The organism is Blautia glucerasea (genome assembly GCF_013304385.1).
Taxonomy (GTDB): domain Bacteria; phylum Bacillota; class Clostridia; order Lachnospirales; family Lachnospiraceae; genus Blautia_A; species Blautia_A ammoniilytica.
Map to the genome: position 1 here is coordinate 1 of NZ_JAAITU010000053.1, position 23,427 is coordinate 23,427.

Here is a 23,427-nt window from a genome sequence, read left to right on the forward strand (position 1 = left end):
GCTTATAAATCCGGTTACAGTATAAGGCAGATTGCAGAAGAAATCATAAGGGAAAAAGAGGCACATAAGGAAATCAAGGGGCTGGAAAAGATCAGAATGCTTGATGATTATGAGCGTGTGAAGGAAGACTTATATATTCGTATTGTCAGTACAAATAAAAAAGTGACAGTACTGGAACGAGGAATTTACAGAAAGATTGGGGATATCATTTTGGGGGTGTATCTGCGGATAAATGAGGATGATGGAAAACTGTGCACAACACTGATAGACAATACTTATCTGGATAAGTGGGAGCTGTCAAAAGAAGACGTTTTGGAGCAGGCTATGGATAATACCGTGAAAATGGCACCGCCAAGATTTTATGACGGTAGGGAATAAGGATGAGAGGCAAAGATTTATATGAGGCTCGTTTTACATACAAGGGAGAAACATATGTCCTGTACAATAAAAACCTCAAATTGCTTCAAAATGAACTAGCTGCCAAGAGATATGAAGTTGAACATGGATTTTTTGCTAAAGAGAGCAAAGTGACCGTAGATTCCTGGTTCCATACGTGGATGGAAGAGTACAAGAAAAATAGCGTCAAGTATGGAACTTACAAGGTATACCTGGACGAGTATAAGGTACATATTAAAGAGCCTCTGGGGAGAAGGCTGCTGAAAGATGTTAGGGGAGAACATATCCAGAAGTTATTTAATGATATGGCTAAGCGCTATAGTCATACGACTGTCAATCTGGTAAGAGTTATATTAAGTGGGATGTATACACAGGCGGTTCGTAACGGAATGGTATTGCGAAATCCGGTGAAGAACACTTCTATCAAGAAGAAAAAGCGGAAAAGAAAAATACGTGTAATGACTCAGGAAGAACAAAAACTATTTATGAGATATTCGAAGACCAGTCAATTTTATGACCTGTATATTGTAGCTCTTGGAACTGGGATGCGTAGCGGAGAACTGCGGGCGTTGCAATGGTCAGATATAGATTTTGACAATAAAATTATACATGTGAATGGAACTTAAAAATACGTCGCTAAAGCTAGAGAAAAATATATGATTGATGAGCCTAAGTCTGAAACTAGCAAAAGGGATATTCCAATGCTTGAGAACCTTGTGAGTGTACTGCGTGAACACAGAAAGCACCAGCTCGCGACAAGAATGCTTCTGGGTAATAAATGGAGACCAGAATCTGGCTTCGAGAATCTAGTGTTTACAGGCAGCTTTGGCAGGTGTATCTCTGAAACCGCATTATACGAGGACATGAAGAAAATCAGAGCTCAAATTAGGGAGGATGGACATGTGTTTGGAGAACATACACCTCATTCGTTGCGGCATACATTTGCAACTCGTGGATTTGAGAACGGAATCCCACCCAAAGTAATGCAGGAAATCCTGGGGCATAAGTCCATTACAATGACTCTGGATATTTATTCACATGTGCTCCCAGACAAAAAGGCTGAGGAAATCAATAAGCTGGCGGCAATGTTTTAGCAGAAGTGGTAAAATGATGTAAAACGGTGGAAATAGCACCATAATTCGGGTATAATAAAAGTAACAAATGGGTTCTAGGGTTTATCAGCTGTTGGTAATACGGTTGATAGACGGTGCATTATGGGAGGTGACATTATGCCAAAGCGTATGCAGAGCTTGATAGATCAGTATGTGGAGGAAATCAAGAGGATATACGGTTCGCATGTGAAGCAGATAATTTTATATGGTTCTTATGCTAGAGGCGATTTCAGACCGGATTCAGATGTTGATATTATGATTTTGGTGGATATGTCTGACCTGGAATTGAAGGCATATGGACAGCAGCTTTCGTATATGACTTATGATTTTAACATGGATCACGACCTTGATATAAAGCCGATAGCAAAAAGTGAAGCACATTTTAACAAGTGGATCGTGAACTATCCGTTCTATTCCAACATTCATAAAGAAGGAGTCGTATTATATGGAGCAGCCTAACCAGGAAATTGGCACCAGGAAAGACCTTGTCCTATATAGACTGGAGACCGCGAGAAATGATCTGAGATCGGCAAGAGCTTTGCTGGCAATAGAAGATTACAAAGGTGCCAACAACAGGGCTTATTATTCGATCTTTCACGCAATCAATGCGGTACACGCGGTCAGTGGAAAGGCTTATAAGCGCCATAAGGACGCTGTAGCCAATTTTAATAAGGATTATGTTCGGACTTCTATATTTCCCAGAGAAATGGGACGGAAGATCGGGCAGGCAGAAGAGATTCGTCACGCCAGCGATTATGACGATTTTTATATTGCAAGCAAAGAAGAATCCGAGAGGCAGATTTCTGTTGCTGATGAATTTATAGTATTGGCAGAGAAATATTGTATGGAACAGCTTCAGGAGAAGAATTAGAGTGGGGGCAGTCAAAGAACTGTCCTCATTTTTATTATATGGGAGAGCTAAAACTGGGACGGAAAATAGAATCTTGGACATATTTTGGACATACCCATCAAATATTACGGAAATATTACAAGAACAGTGAAACTCAAAATCCCGCAAACCCTTATAAATCCAAAGAGAAACACCCGGTAGGGGAGCTACCGGGTGTTTCGAGGGGAGTATAAATAATTAAATAAGGGGTTATGTAAAAAAAATTTTTGAAGGGTAAATTCTTTTTACAGGTTAGATTATAATATAAAATGGAAAAAAAATCAATATCATTTTGATGAATATTCCGTCTGCTTTTGGAGATAATGAACAATGCAATGAAATTAATCTGCAACAGGAGGAAAGATTAAATGGCAAAGAATTATGAAAATGAAAGCAGAAACAGCAGAAGTTCTATAGGAAATGTAAATGGATCCAACCGAAATTCCAATAAAAACGCAATGGATACAAAGAACTGCAGAAACGCAAATACTTCTGATAAGAGTAAAAACAAAACAGAAGATGAATATGACCGGGAAGAAGACCGGTACTAAAACGGATTTTCTGATTTGGGATGCTGCCTGTGCAGCGTCCCTTTTTATATGATAAAGCAGAAACATGTGTACATTCTTTTTACATCCTGTATGCATATCATATAATAAAAAGGAGTTTCTTATGTTTCCCTTTGAAACAATGTCAGCAAAAATGCTAGATGATTATGTTGGACGCAAAGACGCATTGATCATAGATTTACGGGGACAAGAAGAATATGAAAAAAGTCATGTAAAAGGTGCATTCAATATGCCATATGAAAGATATATGGAAACAGGAAGTCTTTCCATGGAACTTTCAAAAGGAAAAATCCTTGTGTTTTACTGTGACCGGGGAGGTGCAAGCCTGAAGGTGGCAAAGGAACTGGCTGTAAAGGGTTACAGAACCAGATCTGTGATTGGAGGATTCCCTGCATATCGGGGAAGAAACCTTGTAATTTCCGGCTAACCGTGATAATGTAAAAAGGAATACCGTAACTGTTCAGTACCCTTACAGTTACACAATATTTAAAAAGATACTTACTATTTTAAAATATTTTTAATGAGGAGAAATTTTCATGAAATACATGTTTGCATCCGATATCCATGGTTCCGCATATTATTGCAGGAAAATGCTGGAAGCATACGAGAAAGAAGAAGCAGAGCGCCTGGTGCTGCTGGGCGATCTGCTTTATCATGGACCACGTAATGATCTTCCAAAGGATTATGCACCCAAGCAGGTAATCTCCATGCTGAATGAAATGAAAAATCAGATTTATGCAGTCAGAGGCAATTGTGAAGCAGAAGTTGATCAAATGGTACTGGAGTTCCCAGTTTTGGCAGACTATTGTATTTTAGCCATTGATGATCTGACCTTTTTTGCAACCCACGGGCACGTATATAATCAGGATCATCTTCCTCCACTGATGGCAGGCGATATTCTGATCCATGGTCACACTCATGTATTGAAAGCAGAAAAAAGAGACGGATATATTCTTTTGAATCCAGGCTCTGTTTCCATTCCGAAAGAAGGGAATCCGCCTACGTATGCGATATATGAGGACGGGATCTTTTCTATCCGGGATTTCGATGGAAATACGGTGAAAAGCCTGAAGCTTTCATAATCATCAGAAGAAAGGAATTTATCCATGGAAAAATATGAATTGATCGCACCCTGCCATTTTGGACTAGAAGCAGTATTAAAAAGAGAAATCCTGGATCTTGGATATGAGATCAGCAAGGTGGAGGATGGAAAGGTCACTTTCCTGGCCGATGCACAAGGCATCGCAGATGCCAATATTTTTTTGCGAACAACAGAAAGAATCCTCTTGAAGACAGGAGAAGTAAAGGCAGTTACCTTTGATGAGCTTTTTGAGAAAACAAAAGCTATTCCCTGGGAAAGATATATCCCAAAGGATGGGCGTTTCTGGGTGGCAAAAGCCAATTCCATTAAAAGCAAGCTTTTTAGTCCTTCGGATATTCAGTCAATTATGAAGAAAGCCATTGTAGAACGCCTGAAGGAGGTTTATCATATTTCCTGGTTCCCGGAAGACGGACCGGAATTTCCTATCAGGGTTTCTTTTATGAAGGATATTGCTACCATTGGAATCGATACATCCGGTATTTCCCTTCATAAACGGGGGTATCGCCAGATGACTGTGAAAGCACCGATCACAGAGACACTGGCCAGTGCACTGATCCTTCTTACTCCCTGGAATAAGGACAGGATTCTGGTTGATCCATTTTGCGGCAGCGGTACATTCCCTATTGAAGCTGCGATGATCGCTGCAGATATAGCGCCAGGTATGAATCGGTCCTTTCTTGCAGAACAGTGGAGACATCTGGTGCCAAGAGGCTGCTGGTATCAGGCAAAGGAAGAAGCTATGGATCGGGTAAAAATGGATATAGAAACAGATATTCAGGGGTATGATATTGATCCGGAAGCTTTAAAAGCAGCTAGATCCAATGCAAAAATGGCAAAGGTTGACAAGCTGATCCATCTTCAGCAGAGACCTGTGTCACAGCTGCGTCATTCCAAGCCATACGGCTTTATTATCACAAATCCTCCTTATGGAGAAAGACTGGAAGACCGAGAAGCACTTCCGGCTATTTACAAAGATCTGGGAGAAAGCTTCCGCAATCTGGATAAGTGGTCCATGTATATGATCACTTCCTACGACAGGGCAGAAAACGATATAGGGCGGAAGGCAGATAAGAACAGAAAGATATATAATGGTATGCTTAAGACCTATTTTTATCAGTTCCTTGGGCCTAAGCCGCCAAGAAAAACAGAAAAGAAGGAGTCCCTATGAAAAAGATAATTTTTGCAACAGGTAATGCGGAAAAAATGAAGGAGATCCGGGAGATCCTTTCAGATGTGGATACAGAGATCCTTTCCATGAAGGAAGCAGGGATTTTTGCAGATATTGTAGAGGACGGAAAGACCTTTGAGGAAAATGCTGTTATTAAGGCAAAAGCAGTGTGTGCGTTATGCGGTGAGACGGTTCTGGCAGACGATTCAGGTCTGGAAATCGATTATCTGAATAAAGAACCAGGAGTGTATTCTGCCAGATATATGGGGGAGGACACGGATTATCATATTAAGAATCACAGTCTGATCCAAAGACTGGAAGGAGTTCCGGATGAGCAGAGGACTGCAAGATTTGTATGTGCCATTGCAATGGCCTCTCCTGATGGCACCGTAAAAACAGTGCAAGGTACCATGGAAGGACGGATTGGCTATGAGGAAAAAGGGGAAAACGGATTTGGCTATGATCCCATCTTTTTCCTTCCAGAATATGGATGTACTTCTGCAGAACTTTCCATGGAAGAGAAAAACAAAATCAGTCACAGAGGAAAGGCTTTAAGAGCGATTAAGGACGAATTGAAATGAAAGTACTGATTGTCAGCGATACACATGGAAAGGATGAAAATCTGGAAGAAACCGTCCTGAGAGAAACGCCTTTTGATTATTTTATCCATTGTGGGGACGTGGAAGGAAGAGAAATTTTCATGGAGGCTTTGGTAGAATGTCCTTGTACTATTGTTTCCGGTAATAATGATTTTTTCTCAGACCTTCCAAGAGAAGTGATGATCCAGCTGGAAGGGCACAGGATCCTGGTGACTCACGGACATTATTATGGGGTCAGTATGGGGCTCTATGGGGTTTTAGATGAAGGAAAAGCCAGAGAATGTCAGGTAGTATTGTTTGGTCATACTCACAGGCCTGTAGAGGAAACAGAAGAGGGGATTCTTCTGCTGAATCCGGGAAGCCTGTCCTATCCCCGTCAGGAAGGACGAAGGCCAAGTTACGCAGTAATGGAACTGCAACAGGGGAAGGCACCGGTGGCAGAGATCCGATATCTTTAAACAAACAGAAAAATAGGAGGCAGTAATAAGTGGAAAAGCAGATTGCAGTATTGATCGATGGTGATAATATTTCTGCAAAATATGCAGAATATATTAAACAGGAGGCAATGGAGTATGGAAATGTGCGGATTTTCAGATTGTATGGGTCTGTAAATTCACAGACAGTGAAGGCATGGTATAAGGTGATGCCTCTTCAAGGAATTATGCCAGTGCTTCAGATTTCCTATGCATATGGGAAGAGTATTGCTGACCAGGCCTTGACCATTGATGCAATGGATCTGCTTTATACTGGCGGTGTAGATGTGTTCTGCATAGTTTCCAGTGACAGTGATTTCACAAAGCTGGTGTACAGACTTCGGGAAGCAGGTAAGACAGTGGTAGGCATGGGCGAAAAGAAAACGAAAGAGGCACTGGCGAAGGCTTGTGATGAGTTTAAGATCCTGGATCTGATCTATAAAGAAGCAGAAGAGGAAGAAACAGAGGTACAGGCAGATTTGCCGGAAGAAGCAGAAGAAGTTCAGCTTCTAGATGATGATCAGGATGATATTCTGCCTGAAGAAGCAGAAGAGGCTGCAGAGGAGATCAGTATTCCATCTGAGGAGGAAGTGATTCGGTATATCCTGGATTATCTGGATGAGGATGAGAATGTGAATCTTGCCGAGATTGGAGCTGTGCTGAAGCAGAAATATCTGGGATTTGATGCCAGAAACTATGGGTATAAGAGTATGACCAGTATGATCAAAAACCATTTTGACTGTTTTGATCTGATCATTGAAAATGCCAGGGATGGGATCCATAAGATCATGTATATCAGTAAGAAATAGTGGATTTTGAGCCTGTTTTCCTGGGAATAAAAAAAATTCAAAAAAAATAAAAAAATTTCAAAATAGGTGTTGACATTTAGGTATTGCTATAATATAATACATCTTGCGTCAAGCGACAAAGCAAAATTTCATAAGTCGTAAATGATTACAGCGGGGTGTGGCTCAGTTTGGCTAGAGCGCCTGGTTTGGGACCAGGAGGCCGCAAGTTCGAATCTTGTCACCCCGATTGCTGTTAAACATCATTACCGTTTCAGCGAAATGCGGGTGTAGTTCAATGGTAGAACACTAGCCTTCCAAGCTAGATACGTGGGTTCGATTCCCATCACCCGCTTCTCTGATGAGGAGAGATGTGTCAGTAGCTCAGTTGGATAGAGCAACGGCCTTCTAAGCCGTGGGTCGGGGGTTCGAATCCCTTCTGACACGTTATGGTGGATATAGCGCAGTTGGTTAGCGCGCCAGATTGTGGCTCTGGAGGCCCAGGGTTCGAATCCCTGTATCCACCTTTTGCCTTTGGGCTATCGCCAAGCGGTAAGGCACAGCACTTTGACTGCTGCATTCGCTGGTTCGAATCCAGCTAGCCCAGTCTTTTATATGGGATATTAGCTCAGTTGGTAGAGCACTTGACTTTTAATCAAGTTGTCCGGGGTTCGAATCCCCGATGTCTCATTGGTTTAGGCCGTAAATCTTATATGAGATTTACGGCTTTTTATTAAACAGGTATGTTGTCTGATGGCGGCATCACCATACATGACATGCGGATATGGCGGAATTGGCAGACGCGCCAGATTTAGGTTCTGGTGTCTACGACGTGCAGGTTCAAGTCCTGTTATCCGCAGTTTTTAGGTTGTTGTATAATCGACATCCGTGAAATTCTTTTCAGGGATCAGTACATTATGCAGCAGCCTTTTTATGTAACAGGAAGTTATGAACCAGAAGACTACAAAGTTCAGATCTAACGGCAGAAGCTGCCGGGAAGGGAGTATTTATGGACGTTGTTGAATTTCAGAAAAGGCTGCAGAAGCTTTGCAGCATTGCAGAAGAGAATGGACAGGTGCTGAGCCAGGCACAGATCAGGGATTGCTTTCAGGAGATGGAACTGGAAACCGAACAGATGGTGAAGATGCTCCAATACCTGAAAACAAAAGGAATCCAGATACAGGGGGCAGAGACAGAAAAGTGTGAAGAGCCAAAGCTGCAGTCCGGCACCAGGATGCCGCTTACTGCTGCGGAAAAAGCATATCTGCAAGAATATCTGAACGGGCTTTTGACAGAAGAATTTGAGGAGCAGGAATTGCTAGAATTGTTTCAGAAGACTGCCCATGGGGATGCACTTGCTCTGGGGAAACTAGCCCAGGTATATCTGCCTGTTGCGGCCAATATGGCAGCAGAGATGAACTGTGAAGAGATCCACCTGGCGGATTTGATCCAGGAGGCTAATGTGGCACTTTTGGAAGCATTGGAGCAGGAAAAACCACAGGTGAAAAATGACCAATGGCTGCGGTTACAGCTGCGGAAGGGAATCCTTGCAGCTATTGAAGAACAGACGGAAAGAAAATTTCAGGATGACAGTCTTGTGGCAAGGGTAGAAAAGCTGGAATCGGCAGTGAAAGAACTGACAGATGATGATGGAGAAACACGATTTACTCTGGATGAATTGGCTGTGATCCTGGATATGAAGACGGATGAGATCCGGGATGTGCTTCGTCTGACAGGAGACGATAAATAAGAATAAAAAAAACTGAGGGGTCCTTTCCTGATTGTAATTTACAGATAAATATGGTAGTATTATCTAAAATATTCAGAACCTGACGTATTTGCAATTCTAAATTACAATAAAAAGGGGTGGACTGTATGGAATTGGAACAATATTGTGAATATTCAAAGGTTACTAGAGGAGAAAAGCAGGCAGACCTGGTATTGAAGAACGCACAGATCATTAATGTATTCACAGGAGAGATCCTGCCTGGGAATGTGGCTGTTACAGACGGGATGATCGTAGGAATCGGTGACTATCAGGGAAAGGAAGAACATGATCTTAAGGGTAAATATCTTTGCCCTGGATTTATTGATAGTCATCTGCACTTGGAATCTACCCTTGTTACACCAGGGGAGCTGGTAGCGATTGCATCCAGACATGGGACCACTACTTTTATTGTAGATCCTCATGAATCAGCCAATGTATCCGGGCTTGAGGGGATCCGGTATATCCTGGATCAGACAGCGGATTCCTGTGCAAATGTATATGTGATGATGCCGTCCTGTGTTCCGGCTACAGGGATAGATGACAATGGATGTACCCTGACTGCTGAGGATATGGTTCCATATCTGCCAAATAAACGAATCCTGGGATTGGGCGAGGTGATGGATTATCTTTCTGTTGTAAATGGAGACAAGTCCATGCATGATAAGCTGCTCCTTTTCCAGGATAAAATTAAGGATGGTCATGCACCTTTCCTTTCAGATCAGGATCTGCAGGCATATGTGATGGCAGGCATTGCCACAGATCATGAGTGTTCGGATTTTGAATACGCAATGAAAGAACGGAGATGCGGGATGCATGTACTGATCCGGGAAGGAAGTGCTGCCCGGAATCTGGAAGCAATTGTTACAGGCATTGTAAAGAATAAAATGAACGGAGAGGGTTTTTGCTTCTGCACAGATGATAAGCATATTGAAGATATTGAACGTGAAGGCCATATTGACCATAATGTGCGTAAATCTATTTTGCTTGGCATGGATCCTGTTGAGGCTATTCAGATGGCAACGATTCGTCCGGCTATGTGCTACGGACTGCAGCATCTGGGGGCTATTGCGCCTGGACGTCAGGCTGATATGATCGTGCTGGATGATCTGGAAAAGGTATCCGTGCAGGAAGTATATTACCAAGGGAAAATCATTAAAAAAACAGAGCAGGTGCAGATCAAGAAATGCAAGAAGGAATTGAAAAATACAGTTCATGTGGGAGAATTTTCTGCTAAAAAGCTGGAACTTTCTTCAGAAGATGGAATATATCATGTAATCCAAATGGAAGAAGGGCAGATCACTACAAGAAAACAGATCCTGAAGCTAACCGGACCTGGAGAATTATTTGTTCCTGATAAAGTGTACAGTAAGATCGCAGTAGTTGAGCGGCATAAAGCTACAGGGAAAACAGGAAGAGCTGTTGTAAAAGGGTATGGCATTACAGGCGGAGCCATTGCATCCAGTGTTTCTCATGACTCCCACAATATTATTGTGATCGGAGATAATGATCAGGATATGGCACTTGCTGTACAGGAACTGATCCGTGTGCAGGGAGGCTATACCATTGTGGCAGATCATAAAGTGTGGGAGACCCTTCCCCTTCCTGTTATGGGCCTGATGAGCGATGCCGGATATGAGACCATAGAAAATACTCTGCGGCACATGAAAGAAAAAGCCCATCAGATGGGCATTCCAATGGGCTTTGATCCTTTTATTACATTGTCTTTTATGGCGCTTCCGGTAATTCCCCAGATTCGTATCACTCCCAGAGGTATATATGATGTGGAAACCGGTGGATTTTATAAAAGCTAAGTACAGGTGAGACTGTTTCAGGCCACATAACGAAATGGCTGAAGCAGTGGTCCAAGTATTCGGTATAGTATTTGTTTAGGCAGGGGCATGGTCTGAGGGATCATGCCCTTTGGCATTTCGTAATTGTTTTTATCCAGGATACGTCGGCTTTGTGCCAGGTAGCTATTCAGATATCCAAGCAGTTCCTGATTTAGTTCCTTACTTTGCACACAAAGCATAAGTTCTGTATCCATATAGGTGCTTCGCATATCCAGATTATAGGAACCGATCAGGGAAAGATCATCATCGATAAGAATGGATTTTCCATGGGAGGACTGTCCACCGTCAAATTCATATAAAGCAGCACCGGTATCCAGAACCTGCTGCTTGTGCAGCAGATAGTCACTGGAAGCGATCACATTGTCACCGTTTTCTACAGAGTTGATGATCATGGAAAAGTCTGAAACATTCTGGGATATTTCTTTTATGCCAAAGGACATCTTTTTATCCAAAACCACATAGGGGGTATGAAGAATCACCTTTTCCCGGGCAGAGGCCATCAGGCATTGCAAAGTATTCCATACATATGGTTTCTTGCCATAAGGAGTGACAGGTCCAAAGATCAAACAGGTCTTCTGGGTGGGAACGGTATGCTCCTGATAGGAATAATCCTGAAAGCACTCCGGGTACAGATCCGAAAGCGTTTTATATCGATCTTCCAGAAGGAGGATCTTTTTTTGTACTGATTTCTGGGAAGAAAGAGATTCTTGATCGTGGAAATCTTTCACATAGGAGCTTTCCCATATGCTTTGGAAATATGCTTTCACCTGGGAAATCACGCTATTTGTACAGCCATTTTTAAAATCTGTGTTATAAATTAGAACTTCACGGTCATAGCTGCGGGAATCTGTAGGATAGCTTCCCAGGAAATAATCAAATGTATTCCGGCCTCCAAGGAGAAGAAGCTGATCATCGCAGATCACATATTTGTCATGCATCCTGCCGTTAATACTCCATGGCCGAAGTGGATTTACCGGATTGTAAATACGGATGTGGATATTAGGATGGCTGGACAGGGCATAGAAAAAAGGCTTTCCTTCCATACGAAGCAGTCCGGACATTCCATCTACCAGGATATTCACCTTTACCCCGCGCCTGGCTGCATGATAAATGGCGGCGGACAGATCTGTAGTACTTTCATCCTCACGGAAATCAAAGGTGGATAGGATCACTTCTTTCCTGGCAAGTTCCAGCATCCGGATCCTCTGGGTAAGGGCTTCCTGATTCTCTTCTACGATATGGGCCCGGTCAGCACTAAGAGTATCCGGATCTTCTGTATAATAATCTTCTTTTGAGAATGTCTTCTCATCGACGGAAAGCTGTCCAGGAACCGCAAAGGGGGCAAGTGCGCCGATCGCTACATAAAGGAGCAAAATAACAATAATACTGGAAATCGGATGTCTCCGAAAAAAAGACAGAACTTTTCTCATACAGGCAATTCCCTTTCTGTGTAAGGCTGAAGTTATTTGACTATAAAATAATATTCGTCCTCAACCGAGGGAATATTGGAAATCTGGCAGTCATCAATGCGGATAAACGTGCCGCTTTCCAGGGAAGTAAGCATATGGAAAATACTGCTTTCTTCGCCTTGTACCTCCATCTCGACCCTGCCGTCCCAAAGATTGTCAACCCAGCCTGTAAGTCCGTAAGCTTCGGCAAAATGCATGGCCATGTAGCGAAAGCCTACACCCTGCACCCTGCCTGAAAAATATATGTGTTTTCTTTTCTTTTTATCCATGTGTGTTTACCTCGCTTTGATTATCATACTATGTTTATTTCACGGAATCAAGGAACAAAAAGAGAAAGGTCAGGAGTAATGAGGAAGTCGTGGAAACAGACTTGCTTGATTTATCCTTGACAAGCATAAGGATCTTATATATAATTGGTTCGTAAACGAACAGTTCGCATACGAACAATTATAACTGCGGAAAGGAGGAAATCATGGAGAAGGAATTAAAGAACAAAGAGAGACATATTGGATATGAGGTGCGTACTCTTGATAATATGATTGGCAGGCGTGTGAATTGCTGGCACTCCAAAATGGATGAGGAAGTGGGAATCACCCGTATGCAGGCATGGATCATAGGATATGTATATGAGCATTCAGAGAAACCGGTTTTTCAAAAAGATCTGGAGGAAAATTTCCAGATTGCCAGATCAACTGCTACCGGGATCCTGCAGCTGATGGAGAAAAAGGATCTGATCGTAAGAAAGCCTTATCCGGGGGATGCCAGATTGAAAAGACTGGAGCTGACTGCAAGAGCAGAGAAGTATCAGCATGGGATCATGCATAATTTTGATCTTTTACAGATTGCCCTGAAAAAAGATATTCCTCAGGAAAAGCTGGATACGTTTTTCCAGGTTGTGGATATGATAAAGAATAATATAGAAAAGGAGGATTTCCATGATAAAAACATTATTGAGCCAGGTAAAGGAGTTTAAAAAGGCTTCGTTCCTGACTCCGGTCTTTATGATATTGGAGGTTGTGGTAGAGACCATGATACCGGTCGCCATGGCACGGATGATCGACAACGGGGTGGAAAAAGGCAACATGTCCTACATTTACCGCGTGGGTGCTGTTATGGCGGTACTTGCTATTGCAGGTTTGATTGCAGGCTTTCTTGGCGGAAAATATGGTGCTCTGGCATCTTCAGGATTTGCCAGAAATCTCCGAAAGGCCATGTACACCAATATACAGACATTTTCTTTTTCAAATATTGACAAATTCAGCACAGCAGGTCTGATCACCCGTTTGACAACAGATGTGACCAACCTTCAGAATGCATACCAGATGATTCTTCGTATGTGTACCCGGGCACCAGCCAGTCTGATCTGTGCCATGACTATGGCCTTCCTGATCAATGCCAGACTTGCAAGTGTATATTTGATTGCAGTTATTTTTCTTGGTTTTGCATTGGTTATGATCCTTCGAAGGGCTACCAGGTATTTTCAGGAGGTTTTTAAGAAATATGATGACTTGAATGCAAGCGTACAGGAGAATATATCCGGAATTCGCGTGGTAAAAGCTTATGTGCGTGAGGATTATGAAACCAGTAAATTTCAGAAGGCCTGCAATAAAGTATACGAAATGTTTGTACGGGCAGAAAAGCTGGTTGTTATGAATATGCCTCTGATGCAGTTTACTGTATACGCCTGTATTCTTTGTATCAGCTGGCTTGGGGCAAAAATGATCGTTGGCAGCAGTCTTACCACCGGCGAACTGATGAGCCTTCTTACTTATTGTATGAATATCCTGATGAGTCTGATGATGCTGTCTATGGTATTTGTTATGGTGACTATGAGTATGGCCAGTGCAGAGCGTGTGACAGAAGTTATTAATGAGAAAGCAGATTTGTCCAATCCGGCACAACCTGTAGTTGAAGTTCCGGATGGAAGGATTGACTTTGACCATGTTTCTTTCCGTTATAAGAAAGAAGGAAAAGAAAACGTATTGAAAGATATTAATCTGTCCATTCACGCAGGGGAAACCATCGGTATTATCGGAGGTACTGGAAGCGCCAAATCCAGTCTGGTGAATCTGATCAGCCGCCTTTATGATGTAAGCGAAGGAAGTGTGAAAGTGGGCGGGATCGATGTGCGGAATTATGATATGGAAGTGCTTCGTAACCAGGTTGCGGTTGTACTTCAGAAGAATGTACTTTTTTCCGGAACAATCCTGGAAAACCTTCGCTGGGGAAATAAAGAGGCTACAGAGGAAGAGTGTGAAAGGGCCTGTCAGCTTGCCTGCGCAGATGAATTTATCCAGAGAATGCCAGATGGATATCACACTTATATTGAGCAGGGCGGTACCAATGTATCCGGTGGACAGAAGCAGAGGCTGTGTATTGCCAGAGCACTTCTTAAAAAGCCCAAGATCCTGATCCTGGATGATTCCACAAGTGCAGTGGATACGGCTACAGATGCAAAGATCCGAAAGGCTTTTGCGGAAGAAATCCCGGATACAACCAAGCTGATCATTGCACAGCGTATTTCCAGTATACAGAGTGCAGACCGTATCATTGTAATGGAAGATGGACGAATAAATGGCTTTGGAACTCACGAAGAACTTCTGGAGAATAATCCTATTTATCAGGAAGTATATCATTCCCAGACCAAGGCTGGTGGTGATTTTGATGAAAACAGAGGAGGTGAGCAGGCATGAATAATACCAGAAAAGTACCTGGAAGGCCAGGAAAGGGCGTTGGTCCAAAGGTGGAGAACCCAGGAAAAATGCTGAAAACGCTGATGGCTTACATCCTGAAAAGCTATAAGATCCATGTAGGGATCGTTGTAGTGGCCATATTTGTCAGTGTGCTTGCAAATGTACAGGGTACTATGTTTACAAAGACATTGATCGATCAGTACATACTCCCTCTTCTGCAATCTGACCAGCCGGATTTTCATCCTCTTGCCATGGCAATTCTTAAAGTGGCCGGATTTTATGCCATAGGAGTTGCCAGTACCTATTTGTACAATCGGATCATGATCTATGTAAGCCAGGGGACTCTTCGGAATCTGAGAAATGACATGTTTGCAGGTATGGAAAAGCTTCCGGTTAAATATTTTGACACCCATGCACATGGGGATATTATGTCCATCTATACCAATGATATTGATACACTGCGTCAGATGATCAGCCAGAGTATTCCCCAGCTTCTTTCCAGTGCTGTGACCATTGTAAGTGTTCTGGTTAGTATGCTGATCCTGAATGTACCTTTGACTTTAGTTACCCTTGTGATGGTAGCTATTATGCTCACAGCAAGTAAAAAGGTGGCATCTTTAAGTGGAAAGTATTTCCTTGATCAGCAGAAGAACCTGGGTGTGATCAACGGCTATATTGAAGAGATGATGGAAGGCCAGAAGGTAGTTAAGGTTTTCTGCCATGAGGAAGAAAGCCTGGATAAATTTAACGAACTGAATGACCAGCTTTTTGCCAGTGCGAATAATGCTAATAAATTTGCCAATGTAATGGGCCCTATCTGTGCACAGATAGGAAATCTAAGTTATGTGATCTGCGCCATTGTAGGCGGAGGCCTGGCGTTGAATGGCATCGGAGGGTTTACTCTGGGCGGGCTGGCCAGCTTCCTGACTTTTAATAAAAGCTTCAGCATGCCTATCAATCAGGTGAGCCAGCAGTTTAACAGTATTGTTATGGCTCTTGCAGGAGCAAAACGTATCTTTGAACTTCTGGATGAGAAGCCGGAGACAGATAAGGGATATGTTACCCTTGTGAATGTAAAGGAAGAGAATGGAGAGCTGAATGAAACTGATGCGAGAACCGGACGATGGGCCTGGAAGCATTTTCATAAGGATACCGGAAAAACAGATTATGTTGAACTGAAAGGGGATATGGTTCTGGATGGAGTGGATTTTGGCTATAATGATGATAAGATCGTGCTCCATGATGTGAAAATGTATGCAAAGCCAGGGCAGAAAATTGCTTTTGTTGGATCTACAGGAGCTGGAAAAACTACTATAACCAATCTTTTGAACCGTTTCTATGATATTCAGGATGGAAAGATCCGATATGACGGTATCAATATCAACAAGATCAAAAAAGCAGATTTGCGCCGGTCCATGGGGATCGTACTACAGGATACTAACCTTTTTACTGCTACAGTGAAGGACAATATCCGTTATGGAAAGCTGGATGCTACAGACGAGGAGATTGTTGCAGCTGCTAAACTGGCCAATGCAGACAGTTTTATTCGCAGACTGCCAGACGGATACGATACCATGCTGCGTAATAACGGAGCGAATCTGAGCCAGGGACAGAGGCAGCTTTTGTCTATTGCCAGGGCTGCTGTGGCAGATCCACCGGTGCTGATCCTGGATGAAGCCACAAGTTCCATTGATACACGTACTGAGAAACTGGTGCAGGATGGTATGGATAAGCTGATGAAAGGCAGAACCACCTTTGTGATTGCTCATCGTTTGTCTACTGTACGGAATAGCGACTGCATCATGGTATTGGAACAGGGGCGTGTGATTGAGAGAGGTTCCCATGAAGAACTAATGGCTGAGAAAGGAAAATACTATCAGTTGTATACAGGCTGATGTTCACATGCTATATTTTCCAAAAACACAGGTTGACAAGAACACAGATGGAAGATTATAATTTTAAATAATGCGTTCGACTTGAACTGTCAAATATTTCTTCTGAATTCAGGTGGTAATGCGGAAGGATTTTCGCCCTGAGCTTTATGACAGCTCGGGGCGTTTCTTTACTATGAAAGTCCCGGACAGATGTGGGAGTATCAATAACTGGGAGCATCTGACTTTCATAGTAGTCAGAAAATACATCCAGGATAAGGAGGCTAAGAACATACATGAAACAGATTTCTGGGAATAAACTGCTTGTAAAAGCTTTGAAAGAAGAAGGCGTGGAATACCTTTTCGGGTATCCTGGTGCCTGTACCATTGATATAAGCGACGAATTGTACAAGCAGGACGATATTACCATTATCCTGCCACGTCATGAGCAGGCACTGGTGCATGCGGCAGATGCTTATGCAAGGACCACAGGAAAGGTAGGCGTATGCCTGGTGACAAGCGGCCCTGGAGCTACCAATCTGGTAACAGGGCTTGCTACTGCCAATTATGACAGTGTGCCCCTGGTATGCTTTACCGGTCAGGTTGCACGTAATCTGATCGGTAATGACGCTTTCCAGGAAGTTGATATTGTAGGGATCACACGCAGTATTACCAAGTATGGGGTGACTGTGCGCAGAAGGGAAGATCTGGGAAGGATCATCAAAGAAGCATTTTATATTGCAAGTACAGGCAGGCCAGGCCCTGTACTGATCGATCTTCCCAAGGATGTAATGGCTGAACTTGGCAGCGCAGAGTATCCGAAGAGTGTGAACATCCGCGGATACAAGCCCAATACCAATGTGCATATCGGTCAGCTGAAACGTGCTATCAAGACTTTGAATAAAGCGAAAAGGCCATTGTTCCTGGCTGGCGGTGGAGTGAATATTGCCCGAGCTAATCAGCTGTTTCGTCAGGTGGTGGAAAAGACAAATGTGCCGGTGGTTACTACAGTTATGGGGCGCGGTGCTATTCCTACAGATCATCCGCTATTTATTGGCAACCTGGGAATGCATGGTTCTTATGCAGCCAATATGGCAGTTAGCAACTGTGATGTACTGTTTTCAATCGGAACCAGATTTAATGACAGAATCACAGGAAAGCTTCATGAATTTGCGCCCAATGCACAGATCATCCACATTGATATTGATACAGCATCCATTTCCAGGAATATTCATGTAGATATTCCTATTGTTGCAGATGCCAAAGAAGCACTTGAAAAGATGAATGAATATGTGGAAAACTGTACCACCAAGAAATGGCTGAATGAGATCCAGGACTGGAAGGAAGAGCATCCATTGACTATGCGTCAGGGAGCACCCCTTGGACCTTTGGATGTGTTCGGCGAAATCAATCGCCAGTTTGATACAGCAATCATTGTTACAGATGTGGGGCAGCATCAGATGCTGACTTCCCAATATGTGGAGATCACAGAGAAGAAGCAGCTGATCATGTCCGGCGGACTGGGAACTATGGGATATGGTTTTCCAGGTGGGATCGGAGCACAGATCGGTAACCCGGATAAGCCTGTGATTGTTATCTCAGGTGATGGAGGAATGCAGATGAATATTCAGGAATTTGCCACAGCAGTCCTGGAAGAACTGCCTGTCATCATCTGTGTATTTAATAATGAATATCTTGGAATGGTCCGCCAGTGGCAGAAGCTTTTCTATGGCAAGCGATACAGCATGACCAATTTGAAATATGGTGCATTGTACAGAAGGAGCGAAGGACAGGAGATGCCTGCGTATACTCCGGATTTTGTAAAGCTTGCAGAAAGCTATGGAGCAAAAGGTATTCGTGTTATGAATAGAGAGGATGTTCCGGCAGCTTTTGAAGAGGCAAGAAAAAATACAAAAGGACCTACACTGATCGAGTTCATCATTGACCCTGAAGAGATGGTTTATCCTATGATCAAGCCAGGCGGTACACTGGAAGATATGATCCTGGATTGTTAAGGAAAGGGAGGAACAGTACATTGGATAAAGGATTAAAGAAAAGATGGATTTCCCTGTATGTGGAGAACCAGGTAGGTGTTCTGGCAAAGATTTCAGGACTTTTTTCAGGGAAAAGCTATAATCTGGACAGCCTGACAGTAGGAACAACAGAGGATAATACAGTGTCACGTATGACCATTGGTACATTTTGTGATGACGAAACCTTTGAACAGATCAAAAAGCAGCTGAATCGTATGGTAGAAGTGATCAAGGTGATTGATTTCACAAATATGTTTGTACGTATGAAAGAGATTCTTTACGTAAAGGTATTTGGCTGCAGCCCGGAGGATAAGGTGGAACTTTTTCAGATTGCAGAGACCTTTAAAGCACGAGTGATCGACTATGGCAAAGACAGCCTGCTTCTGGAATTTGTGCAGACAGCTACGAAGAATGACGCTGTTGTTAAGCTGATCAAAGAAGAGTTCGGACATATTGAAGTGGTTCGAGGAGGAAGTGTAGGCATTGAATCCATCAGTATGATGGAACGCTAAGTGTGGACCGGTAATATATGCTAGTTTGATCTGCTGAAAATACGAGGAAAATTATTATGAAAAAACAACAGATACCCTTAAAGAATTCCCTTCTCCTGCTTTTAACCGCAACCATTTGGGGCGTTGCGTTTGTGGCCCAGAGTGTAGGAATGGATTATGTAGGAGGCTTTACCTTTAATATGGCCAGATCGTTGATCGGGTCTGCAGTACTCCTTCCTGTGATCTGGTTTATGGGCAGAAACAGCAGCAAGAAAGCGGAAGAGGCACAGGGATCCAGCAGCAGGAAGGATCTGCTTTGGGGAGGCCTGGCCTGTGGAATTCTTATGTGCCTGGCAAGTAATTTCCAGCAGTTTGGTATTAAATATACCACTGTTGGTAAGGCGGGATTTATTACGGCATGTTATATTGTACTGGTGCCTATTTTAGGGCTTTTTCTGAAAAAGAAGTGTTCTCCGTTTATCTGGCTGGCAGTAGCTATGTCCGTTGCAGGACTTTATCTTTTGTGTATTACAGACGGATTTTCCATTGGAAAAGGAGATATTCTGGTTCTGATCTGTGCTGTACTTTTTTCATTCCATATTCTGGTGATCGATTACTATTCACCGAAAGTGGATGGGGTAAAGCTGTCCTGTATCCAATTTCTGGTGTGCGGGATCCTGTCCGGGATCCCGGCACTGATTTTTGAAAAGCCGGAGATGTCTGCAGTTCTTACGGCCTGGCAGCCCATCCTGTATGCTGGTGTAATGTCTTGCGGAGTGGCTTATACTCTGCAGATCATTGGACAAAAAAATATGAATCCAACCGTAGCATCTTTGATCTTGAGTCTGGAGTCCTGCATCTCTGTTCTGGCAGGCTGGGTGATTCTGGGACAGCAGTTAAGTGCAAGAGAGATTGCTGGCTGTGTGATCATGTTTGCAGCCATTATTCTTGCACAGCTGCCGCAGAAAGAGAAAGCGTAAATGTAAATATAAGCGTATTGAACAGTTGCACATAAGTAAAACATAAGCAAGTATAAGCAAACATAAGTAAACCCCTGGGATATCAGGCAGTGACTAATTAGTTTACTGCCTGTGTCACAGGGGTTTTATCTCAGTCGAGAAGACTCCCACCTCTTTCAGGTGGTGAGTAACGCAGCTGCTCGACTTGAAATTGCTTATTCAGATGTAACAGGTTCTGCTTTGCTTACAGGAAAATGTATTTCAAAACAAACAGAATCGCCAGAACATACATAAGTATACTGATCTTCTTTTCTTTTGCTTTGCCTGTTACAAGATTGATTACTACGTAGGAGATAACGCCAAGGGAGATACCCTCGGAGATACTGTACAGGAATGGCATTGCGATGATAGCGATAAATGCCGGGATCGCTTCTGTCATATCGTTGAAATCAATCTTGGTAACGGATGTTAACATTAAGAATCCAACCACGATCAAAGCCGGAGCTGTGGCAAAGGATGGAATTGCCAGGAAGATCGGGGAAAGAAGCAGGGACAGACCAAATAGGATTGCAGCCACAATAGAAGTAAGACCTGTACGGCCGCCCTCGGCAACGCCGGAAGCACTTTCTACGAATGTTGTTACTGTGGAAGTACCGCACATTGCACCTACTGTTGTACCTACTGCATCAGACAGAAGAGCACCTTTGATCTGAGGAAGCTTTCCGTCTTTGTCCAGCATATCTGCTTTGGATGCAACACCGATCAGGGTTCCCAGAGTATCGAACATATCTACAAACAGGAAAGCAAACATGATAACTACAAAATCAAGTGAAAATACAACGGTGAAATCCATTTTCATGAAAGTCGGTGCCATGCTTGGAACGGAAATTCCATTGGAGAAATCCGGAAGCAGGCTGAAGAAACCAGCTTCAACATTTGGTACATAAAGGCCTGTGAACTGACAGACAATACCAAGTGCCCATGTGATCAGGATACCCCAAAGGATACCGCCTTTTACATTCTTTACAAGAAAAACACCTGTGATCAGCACACCGATCAGAGCAAGAAGAACTGTGATACCCTCTGTGTTGAAGGTTCCGTTCTGAGCTGCACTTTTAAAGGAGAACATACTTACAAGTGTGGAGTCATTGTTTACAACGATTTTTGCATTCTGCATACCAATAAATGCGATGAAAAGGCCAATTCCTACAGATACTGCATGTTTCAGGTTCATAGGAATGGAATTAAAGATCGCTTCACGCACATTGGTAAGGGAAAGCAGGATGAAAATGATACCTTCCACAAATACTGCTGCAAGAGCCTGCTGCCAGCTGTAGCCCATACCTAATACAACTGTGTAGGCAAAGTATGCATTTAGTCCCATTCCAGGTGCAAGCACAAATGGATAATTGGACAGCAGTGCCATCAGACATGTGGCGATAAAGGAAGACAGAGCAGTAGCTGTAAACACAGCACCACGATCCATTCCTGATGCGGAAAGGATATTCGGGTTGACTGCCAGGATGTAAGCCATGGTCATGAAAGTAGTGATGCCGGCCATGATCTCAGTCTTAACATCGGTGTGGTGTTCCTTCAGGTGAAAAAGTTTTTCTAGGTTCATAGAGTTACCCCCTTCATTTGGCACTTTGGTGCCTTGTATTATCTATCTTCAGTGTTGGAAAAAATAGAGTTTCCGCACACGAATTTTTGAATGATATTGCTGCTATCGGAAAGAGAAATCAGTCTTTCAAGGCGGGTCAGAGATGGCAAAGAACGAGGAGATGGAAGACTGGAATCATCCAGCACCACTGCATCAAGTTCATAGCCTTTTTCAAAGCTGCCTGTTTTTCCAAAAAATGAACCCCCGCCTATTGTAGCCATGTAAAAAGCTTCAGGAAGTGTTAAAGCCTTAAGTGAAGGATCTACAAGGCGCCAGCGAAGCTTGGATACCTGGATAGCATCTGCGATGGCACGCAGCATGGAAAGAGAAAATCCTCCGGCAATATCTGTTCCAAGACCAACATGAAGCCCTTCACGCAGATATCGGGCTGCAGGTGCAATACCAGAAGAAAGATTGGTATTGGACTGAGGACAGTGAGCTATATAAACACCCTGCTTTTTCATAAGGGCAATTTCTTCTTCTGTGGAATATACACAATGAGCCATCACAGTAGGACAATGATCTCTTCCAAAAAGGTTGAAATGATCATATGCATCTCCATAAAAAAGACTGTCCGGACACAGCTCTTTAACCCAGTGTATCTCTCCGGGATTCTCAGAAAGATGAGACTGGACAGGCAGATGAAATTCCTGCTGGATCTCAGATAAAAGAATCAGCAGTTCATCGCTGCAGGAAGGAATAAAGCGGGGAGTGAGGATAGGAAAGGTATTCTGATAATGCCGGCCAGAGACTGCATCTATCCATTGCCTGGTGGCATCAGCAGAAGTGCTGGCGTTCTGCTCCATGAGATATGATGGGGCATTCCGATCCATATTTACTTTCCCAACCATTGTCTTGAGTCCGGTGTCTTCCAGCAGATCCATAAGAATCATAGTGGCATCTGTGTGAAGAGTTGCAAAAATGCAGGCTCTGGTGGTTGGACTTTGTTTCAGATCTTCGGTGAAAATCTGATATGCTTTTTGGGCATAATCAGATTCTGCATATCTGGCCTCCTCTGGAAAGGCAGAGGTATTCAGCCAATCAAGCAGTTCCAGATCCATACCTGTTCCCCTGAATGTATACTGAGGGGCATGAAGATGCAGATCTATAAGCCCTGGAATGATCAGTCTGTTGGTATGATCGATCACCTGGATTCCCTGAAAACAGGCTGGAAGTTCCTCATAAATGCCTTCAGAGATACCATTGTTGCAGATAAGATATGCATTTTCACGGATGATCAGATTCTGTGAGTCCTTGCTGTAACAAAAAGTGCCTTTTAATGCAAATGTGTTATTGAGCATATACGTTTACCTCCTAACAGTATAGATGCTTATAGACAACTATTACGGTAGTTGGTAGAAACGTCCAACCTATTATGGACTTATATAAGCGGTGTTGTATATAACTGATAATTCTATATTCCTATATTAAGAGATATTGGGCAATATGTCAATGATTGGTTGCAATTCTGAGCGGATTCTATAATTTAACATAATATATAGCAAGAATTCTCCTTCCTCTACAGGTGGGAGATGAATTG

22 protein-coding genes, 7 tRNA genes, 1 pseudogene and 1 riboswitch are annotated in these 23,427 nt (G+C 43.0%); of the genes and pseudogenes, 26 read left to right on the top strand and 4 right to left on the bottom strand.

Annotated features, from left to right (window positions below; all coding sequences use genetic code 11):
* From G5B11_RS16050 to ade, 20 genes and pseudogenes are all read left to right on the top strand, one after another.
* On the top strand, positions 1–378 hold a 378-nt coding region (locus tag G5B11_RS16050), incomplete at its 5' end, for a DUF5688 family protein (protein WP_173729039.1).
* Between the two features lie 2 nt (positions 379–380).
* Positions 381–1,490 (top strand): annotated as a pseudogene (locus G5B11_RS19190) (tyrosine-type recombinase/integrase).
* Positions 1,491–1,625: 135 nt separating this feature from the next.
* Positions 1,626–1,967: a nucleotidyltransferase domain-containing protein gene (locus G5B11_RS16065; protein ID WP_173729042.1), complete on the top strand. Its 342-nt coding sequence runs from the start codon at positions 1,626–1,628 to the stop codon at positions 1,965–1,967.
* Positions 1,954–2,379 carry a HEPN domain-containing protein gene (locus tag G5B11_RS16070; protein ID WP_173729043.1) on the top strand — a complete coding sequence of 142 codons (426 nt, stop codon included), beginning with the start codon at positions 1,954–1,956 and terminating at the stop codon, positions 2,377–2,379. The genes G5B11_RS16065 and G5B11_RS16070 overlap by 14 nt, the downstream gene beginning before the upstream one ends.
* Positions 2,380–2,765: 386 nt before the next feature.
* The gene (locus tag G5B11_RS16075) at positions 2,766–2,948 is read left to right on the top strand and encodes a hypothetical protein (protein ID WP_158422360.1); all 183 of its coding nucleotides are present in this window, start codon (positions 2,766–2,768) and stop codon (positions 2,946–2,948) included.
* Positions 2,949–3,069: 121 nt separating this feature from the next.
* Positions 3,070–3,393: a rhodanese-like domain-containing protein gene (locus G5B11_RS16080; RefSeq protein ID WP_173729044.1), complete on the top strand. Its 324-nt coding sequence runs from the start codon at positions 3,070–3,072 to the stop codon at positions 3,391–3,393.
* A 109-nt stretch (positions 3,394–3,502) separates the two neighbouring features.
* The gene (yfcE, locus tag G5B11_RS16085) at positions 3,503–4,048 is read left to right on the top strand and encodes a phosphodiesterase (protein WP_158422358.1); all 546 of its coding nucleotides are present in this window, start codon (positions 3,503–3,505) and stop codon (positions 4,046–4,048) included.
* A 24-nt stretch (positions 4,049–4,072) separates the two neighbouring features.
* Positions 4,073–5,236 (top strand): THUMP domain-containing class I SAM-dependent RNA methyltransferase, encoded by a 1,164-nt coding sequence (locus G5B11_RS16090; RefSeq protein ID WP_158422357.1) that lies wholly within the window; start codon positions 4,073–4,075, stop codon positions 5,234–5,236.
* Entirely contained in the window at positions 5,233–5,817 is a 585-nt protein-coding gene (locus G5B11_RS16095) for an XTP/dITP diphosphatase (protein WP_158422356.1), read from the top strand. The genes G5B11_RS16090 and G5B11_RS16095 overlap by 4 nt, the downstream gene beginning before the upstream one ends.
* Positions 5,814–6,293 (top strand): metallophosphoesterase, encoded by a 480-nt coding sequence (locus G5B11_RS16100; RefSeq protein WP_173729045.1) that lies wholly within the window; start codon positions 5,814–5,816, stop codon positions 6,291–6,293. Before G5B11_RS16095 ends, G5B11_RS16100 begins: the two co-directional genes overlap by 4 nt.
* A gap of 29 nt (positions 6,294–6,322) precedes the next feature.
* A complete protein-coding gene (locus G5B11_RS16105; protein WP_173729046.1) occupies positions 6,323–7,117 on the top strand; it encodes an NYN domain-containing protein in 795 nt (264 codons plus the stop codon).
* A gap of 151 nt (positions 7,118–7,268) precedes the next feature.
* A tRNA-Pro gene (locus G5B11_RS16110) sits at positions 7,269–7,343 on the top strand.
* 34 nt (positions 7,344–7,377) lie between these two features.
* Positions 7,378–7,448, top strand: a tRNA-Gly gene (locus G5B11_RS16115).
* An 18-nt stretch (positions 7,449–7,466) separates the two neighbouring features.
* Positions 7,467–7,540: transfer RNA gene (locus G5B11_RS16120), tRNA-Arg, on the top strand.
* A 5-nt stretch (positions 7,541–7,545) separates the two neighbouring features.
* A tRNA-His gene (locus G5B11_RS16125) sits at positions 7,546–7,619 on the top strand.
* Positions 7,620–7,628: 9 nt separating this feature from the next.
* Positions 7,629–7,700 (top strand) — tRNA-Gln (locus tag G5B11_RS16130).
* A gap of 10 nt (positions 7,701–7,710) precedes the next feature.
* Positions 7,711–7,783 (top strand) — tRNA-Lys (locus G5B11_RS16135).
* An 88-nt stretch (positions 7,784–7,871) separates the two neighbouring features.
* Positions 7,872–7,952, top strand: a tRNA-Leu gene (locus G5B11_RS16140).
* 150 nt (positions 7,953–8,102) lie between these two features.
* Positions 8,103–8,843, top strand: a complete 741-nt coding sequence (locus tag G5B11_RS16145) for an RNA polymerase sigma factor region1.1 domain-containing protein (protein WP_173729047.1) — start codon at positions 8,103–8,105, stop codon at positions 8,841–8,843.
* A 125-nt stretch (positions 8,844–8,968) separates the two neighbouring features.
* Positions 8,969–10,672, top strand: coding sequence for an adenine deaminase (gene ade / locus G5B11_RS16150; protein WP_173729048.1), 1,704 nt, complete (start codon positions 8,969–8,971; stop codon positions 10,670–10,672).
* Between the two features lie 17 nt (positions 10,673–10,689).
* Here ade and G5B11_RS16155 read toward each other — a convergent pair whose 3' ends face one another.
* Together G5B11_RS16155 and G5B11_RS16160 are read right to left on the bottom strand one after the other, a co-directional pair.
* A complete protein-coding gene (locus G5B11_RS16155) occupies positions 10,690–12,141 on the bottom strand; it encodes a phospholipase D-like domain-containing protein (protein ID WP_173729049.1) in 1,452 nt (483 codons plus the stop codon).
* Positions 12,142–12,173: 32 nt separating this feature from the next.
* On the bottom strand, positions 12,174–12,449 hold the full coding sequence (locus G5B11_RS16160) for an acylphosphatase (protein ID WP_158422350.1): 276 nt from the start codon (positions 12,447–12,449) through the stop codon (positions 12,174–12,176).
* Between the two features lie 203 nt (positions 12,450–12,652).
* On the opposite strand from G5B11_RS16160, the gene G5B11_RS16165 reads away from it, so the two are divergent.
* The 6 genes from G5B11_RS16165 (at position 12,653) to G5B11_RS16190 (ending at position 20,248) form a co-directional block, all read left to right on the top strand.
* Complete coding sequence (locus G5B11_RS16165; RefSeq protein WP_158422349.1) at positions 12,653–13,153, top strand: MarR family winged helix-turn-helix transcriptional regulator; 501 nt, start codon at positions 12,653–12,655, stop codon at positions 13,151–13,153.
* A complete protein-coding gene (locus G5B11_RS16170; protein ID WP_173729050.1) occupies positions 13,116–14,873 on the top strand; it encodes an ABC transporter ATP-binding protein in 1,758 nt (585 codons plus the stop codon). Before G5B11_RS16165 ends, G5B11_RS16170 begins: the two co-directional genes overlap by 38 nt.
* Positions 14,870–16,768, top strand: coding sequence for an ABC transporter ATP-binding protein (locus G5B11_RS16175; protein ID WP_173729051.1), 1,899 nt, complete (start codon positions 14,870–14,872; stop codon positions 16,766–16,768). Before G5B11_RS16170 ends, G5B11_RS16175 begins: the two co-directional genes overlap by 4 nt.
* A 272-nt stretch (positions 16,769–17,040) precedes the next feature.
* The gene (gene ilvB, locus G5B11_RS16180) at positions 17,041–18,759 is read left to right on the top strand and encodes a biosynthetic-type acetolactate synthase large subunit (RefSeq protein WP_158422346.1); all 1,719 of its coding nucleotides are present in this window, start codon (positions 17,041–17,043) and stop codon (positions 18,757–18,759) included.
* A gap of 20 nt (positions 18,760–18,779) precedes the next feature.
* Entirely contained in the window at positions 18,780–19,289 is a 510-nt protein-coding gene (gene ilvN / locus G5B11_RS16185; protein ID WP_158422345.1) for an acetolactate synthase small subunit, read from the top strand.
* A 71-nt stretch (positions 19,290–19,360) separates the two neighbouring features.
* Positions 19,361–20,248, top strand: coding sequence for a DMT family transporter (locus tag G5B11_RS16190; protein WP_173729054.1), 888 nt, complete (start codon positions 19,361–19,363; stop codon positions 20,246–20,248).
* Positions 20,249–20,471: 223 nt separating this feature from the next.
* Here the strand turns inward: G5B11_RS16190 and G5B11_RS16195 are convergent, their stop codons facing one another.
* A complete protein-coding gene (locus tag G5B11_RS16195) occupies positions 20,472–21,848 on the bottom strand; it encodes an NCS2 family permease (protein ID WP_173729052.1) in 1,377 nt (458 codons plus the stop codon).
* A gap of 38 nt (positions 21,849–21,886) precedes the next feature.
* On the bottom strand, positions 21,887–23,188 hold the full coding sequence (locus tag G5B11_RS16200; protein WP_173729053.1) for an amidohydrolase family protein: 1,302 nt from the start codon (positions 23,186–23,188) through the stop codon (positions 21,887–21,889).
* Between the two features lie 12 nt (positions 23,189–23,200).
* Positions 23,201–23,296, bottom strand: a riboswitch (purine riboswitch).
* Positions 23,297–23,427 lie beyond the last annotated feature (131 nt).

Excerpts from the sequence above, each read along its gene's own strand:
- G5B11_RS16065 (WP_173729042.1), top strand. The coding sequence starts at position 1,626 with ATGCCAAAGCGTATGCAGAGCTTGATAGATCAGTATGTGGAGGAAATC.
- G5B11_RS16070 (WP_173729043.1), top strand. The coding sequence starts at position 1,954 with ATGGAGCAGCCTAACCAGGAAATTGGCACCAGGAAAGACCTTGTCCTA.
- G5B11_RS16075 (WP_158422360.1), top strand. The coding sequence starts at position 2,766 with ATGGCAAAGAATTATGAAAATGAAAGCAGAAACAGCAGAAGTTCTATA.
- G5B11_RS16080 (WP_173729044.1), top strand. The coding sequence starts at position 3,070 with ATGTTTCCCTTTGAAACAATGTCAGCAAAAATGCTAGATGATTATGTT.
- yfcE (WP_158422358.1), top strand. The coding sequence starts at position 3,503 with ATGAAATACATGTTTGCATCCGATATCCATGGTTCCGCATATTATTGC.
- G5B11_RS16090 (WP_158422357.1), top strand. The coding sequence starts at position 4,073 with ATGGAAAAATATGAATTGATCGCACCCTGCCATTTTGGACTAGAAGCA.
- G5B11_RS16095 (WP_158422356.1), top strand. The coding sequence starts at position 5,233 with ATGAAAAAGATAATTTTTGCAACAGGTAATGCGGAAAAAATGAAGGAG.
- G5B11_RS16100 (WP_173729045.1), top strand. The coding sequence starts at position 5,814 with ATGAAAGTACTGATTGTCAGCGATACACATGGAAAGGATGAAAATCTG.
- G5B11_RS16145 (WP_173729047.1), top strand. The coding sequence starts at position 8,103 with ATGGACGTTGTTGAATTTCAGAAAAGGCTGCAGAAGCTTTGCAGCATT.
- ade (WP_173729048.1), top strand. The coding sequence starts at position 8,969 with ATGGAATTGGAACAATATTGTGAATATTCAAAGGTTACTAGAGGAGAA.
- G5B11_RS16155 (WP_173729049.1), bottom strand. The coding sequence starts at position 12,141 with ATGAGAAAAGTTCTGTCTTTTTTTCGGAGACATCCGATTTCCAGTATT.
- G5B11_RS16160 (WP_158422350.1), bottom strand. The coding sequence starts at position 12,449 with ATGGATAAAAAGAAAAGAAAACACATATATTTTTCAGGCAGGGTGCAG.
- G5B11_RS16165 (WP_158422349.1), top strand. The coding sequence starts at position 12,653 with ATGGAGAAGGAATTAAAGAACAAAGAGAGACATATTGGATATGAGGTG.
- G5B11_RS16170 (WP_173729050.1), top strand. The coding sequence starts at position 13,116 with ATGATAAAAACATTATTGAGCCAGGTAAAGGAGTTTAAAAAGGCTTCG.
- G5B11_RS16175 (WP_173729051.1), top strand. The coding sequence starts at position 14,870 with ATGAATAATACCAGAAAAGTACCTGGAAGGCCAGGAAAGGGCGTTGGT.
- ilvB (WP_158422346.1), top strand. The coding sequence starts at position 17,041 with ATGAAACAGATTTCTGGGAATAAACTGCTTGTAAAAGCTTTGAAAGAA.
- G5B11_RS16195 (WP_173729052.1), bottom strand. The coding sequence starts at position 21,848 with ATGAACCTAGAAAAACTTTTTCACCTGAAGGAACACCACACCGATGTT.
- G5B11_RS16200 (WP_173729053.1), bottom strand. The coding sequence starts at position 23,188 with ATGCTCAATAACACATTTGCATTAAAAGGCACTTTTTGTTACAGCAAG.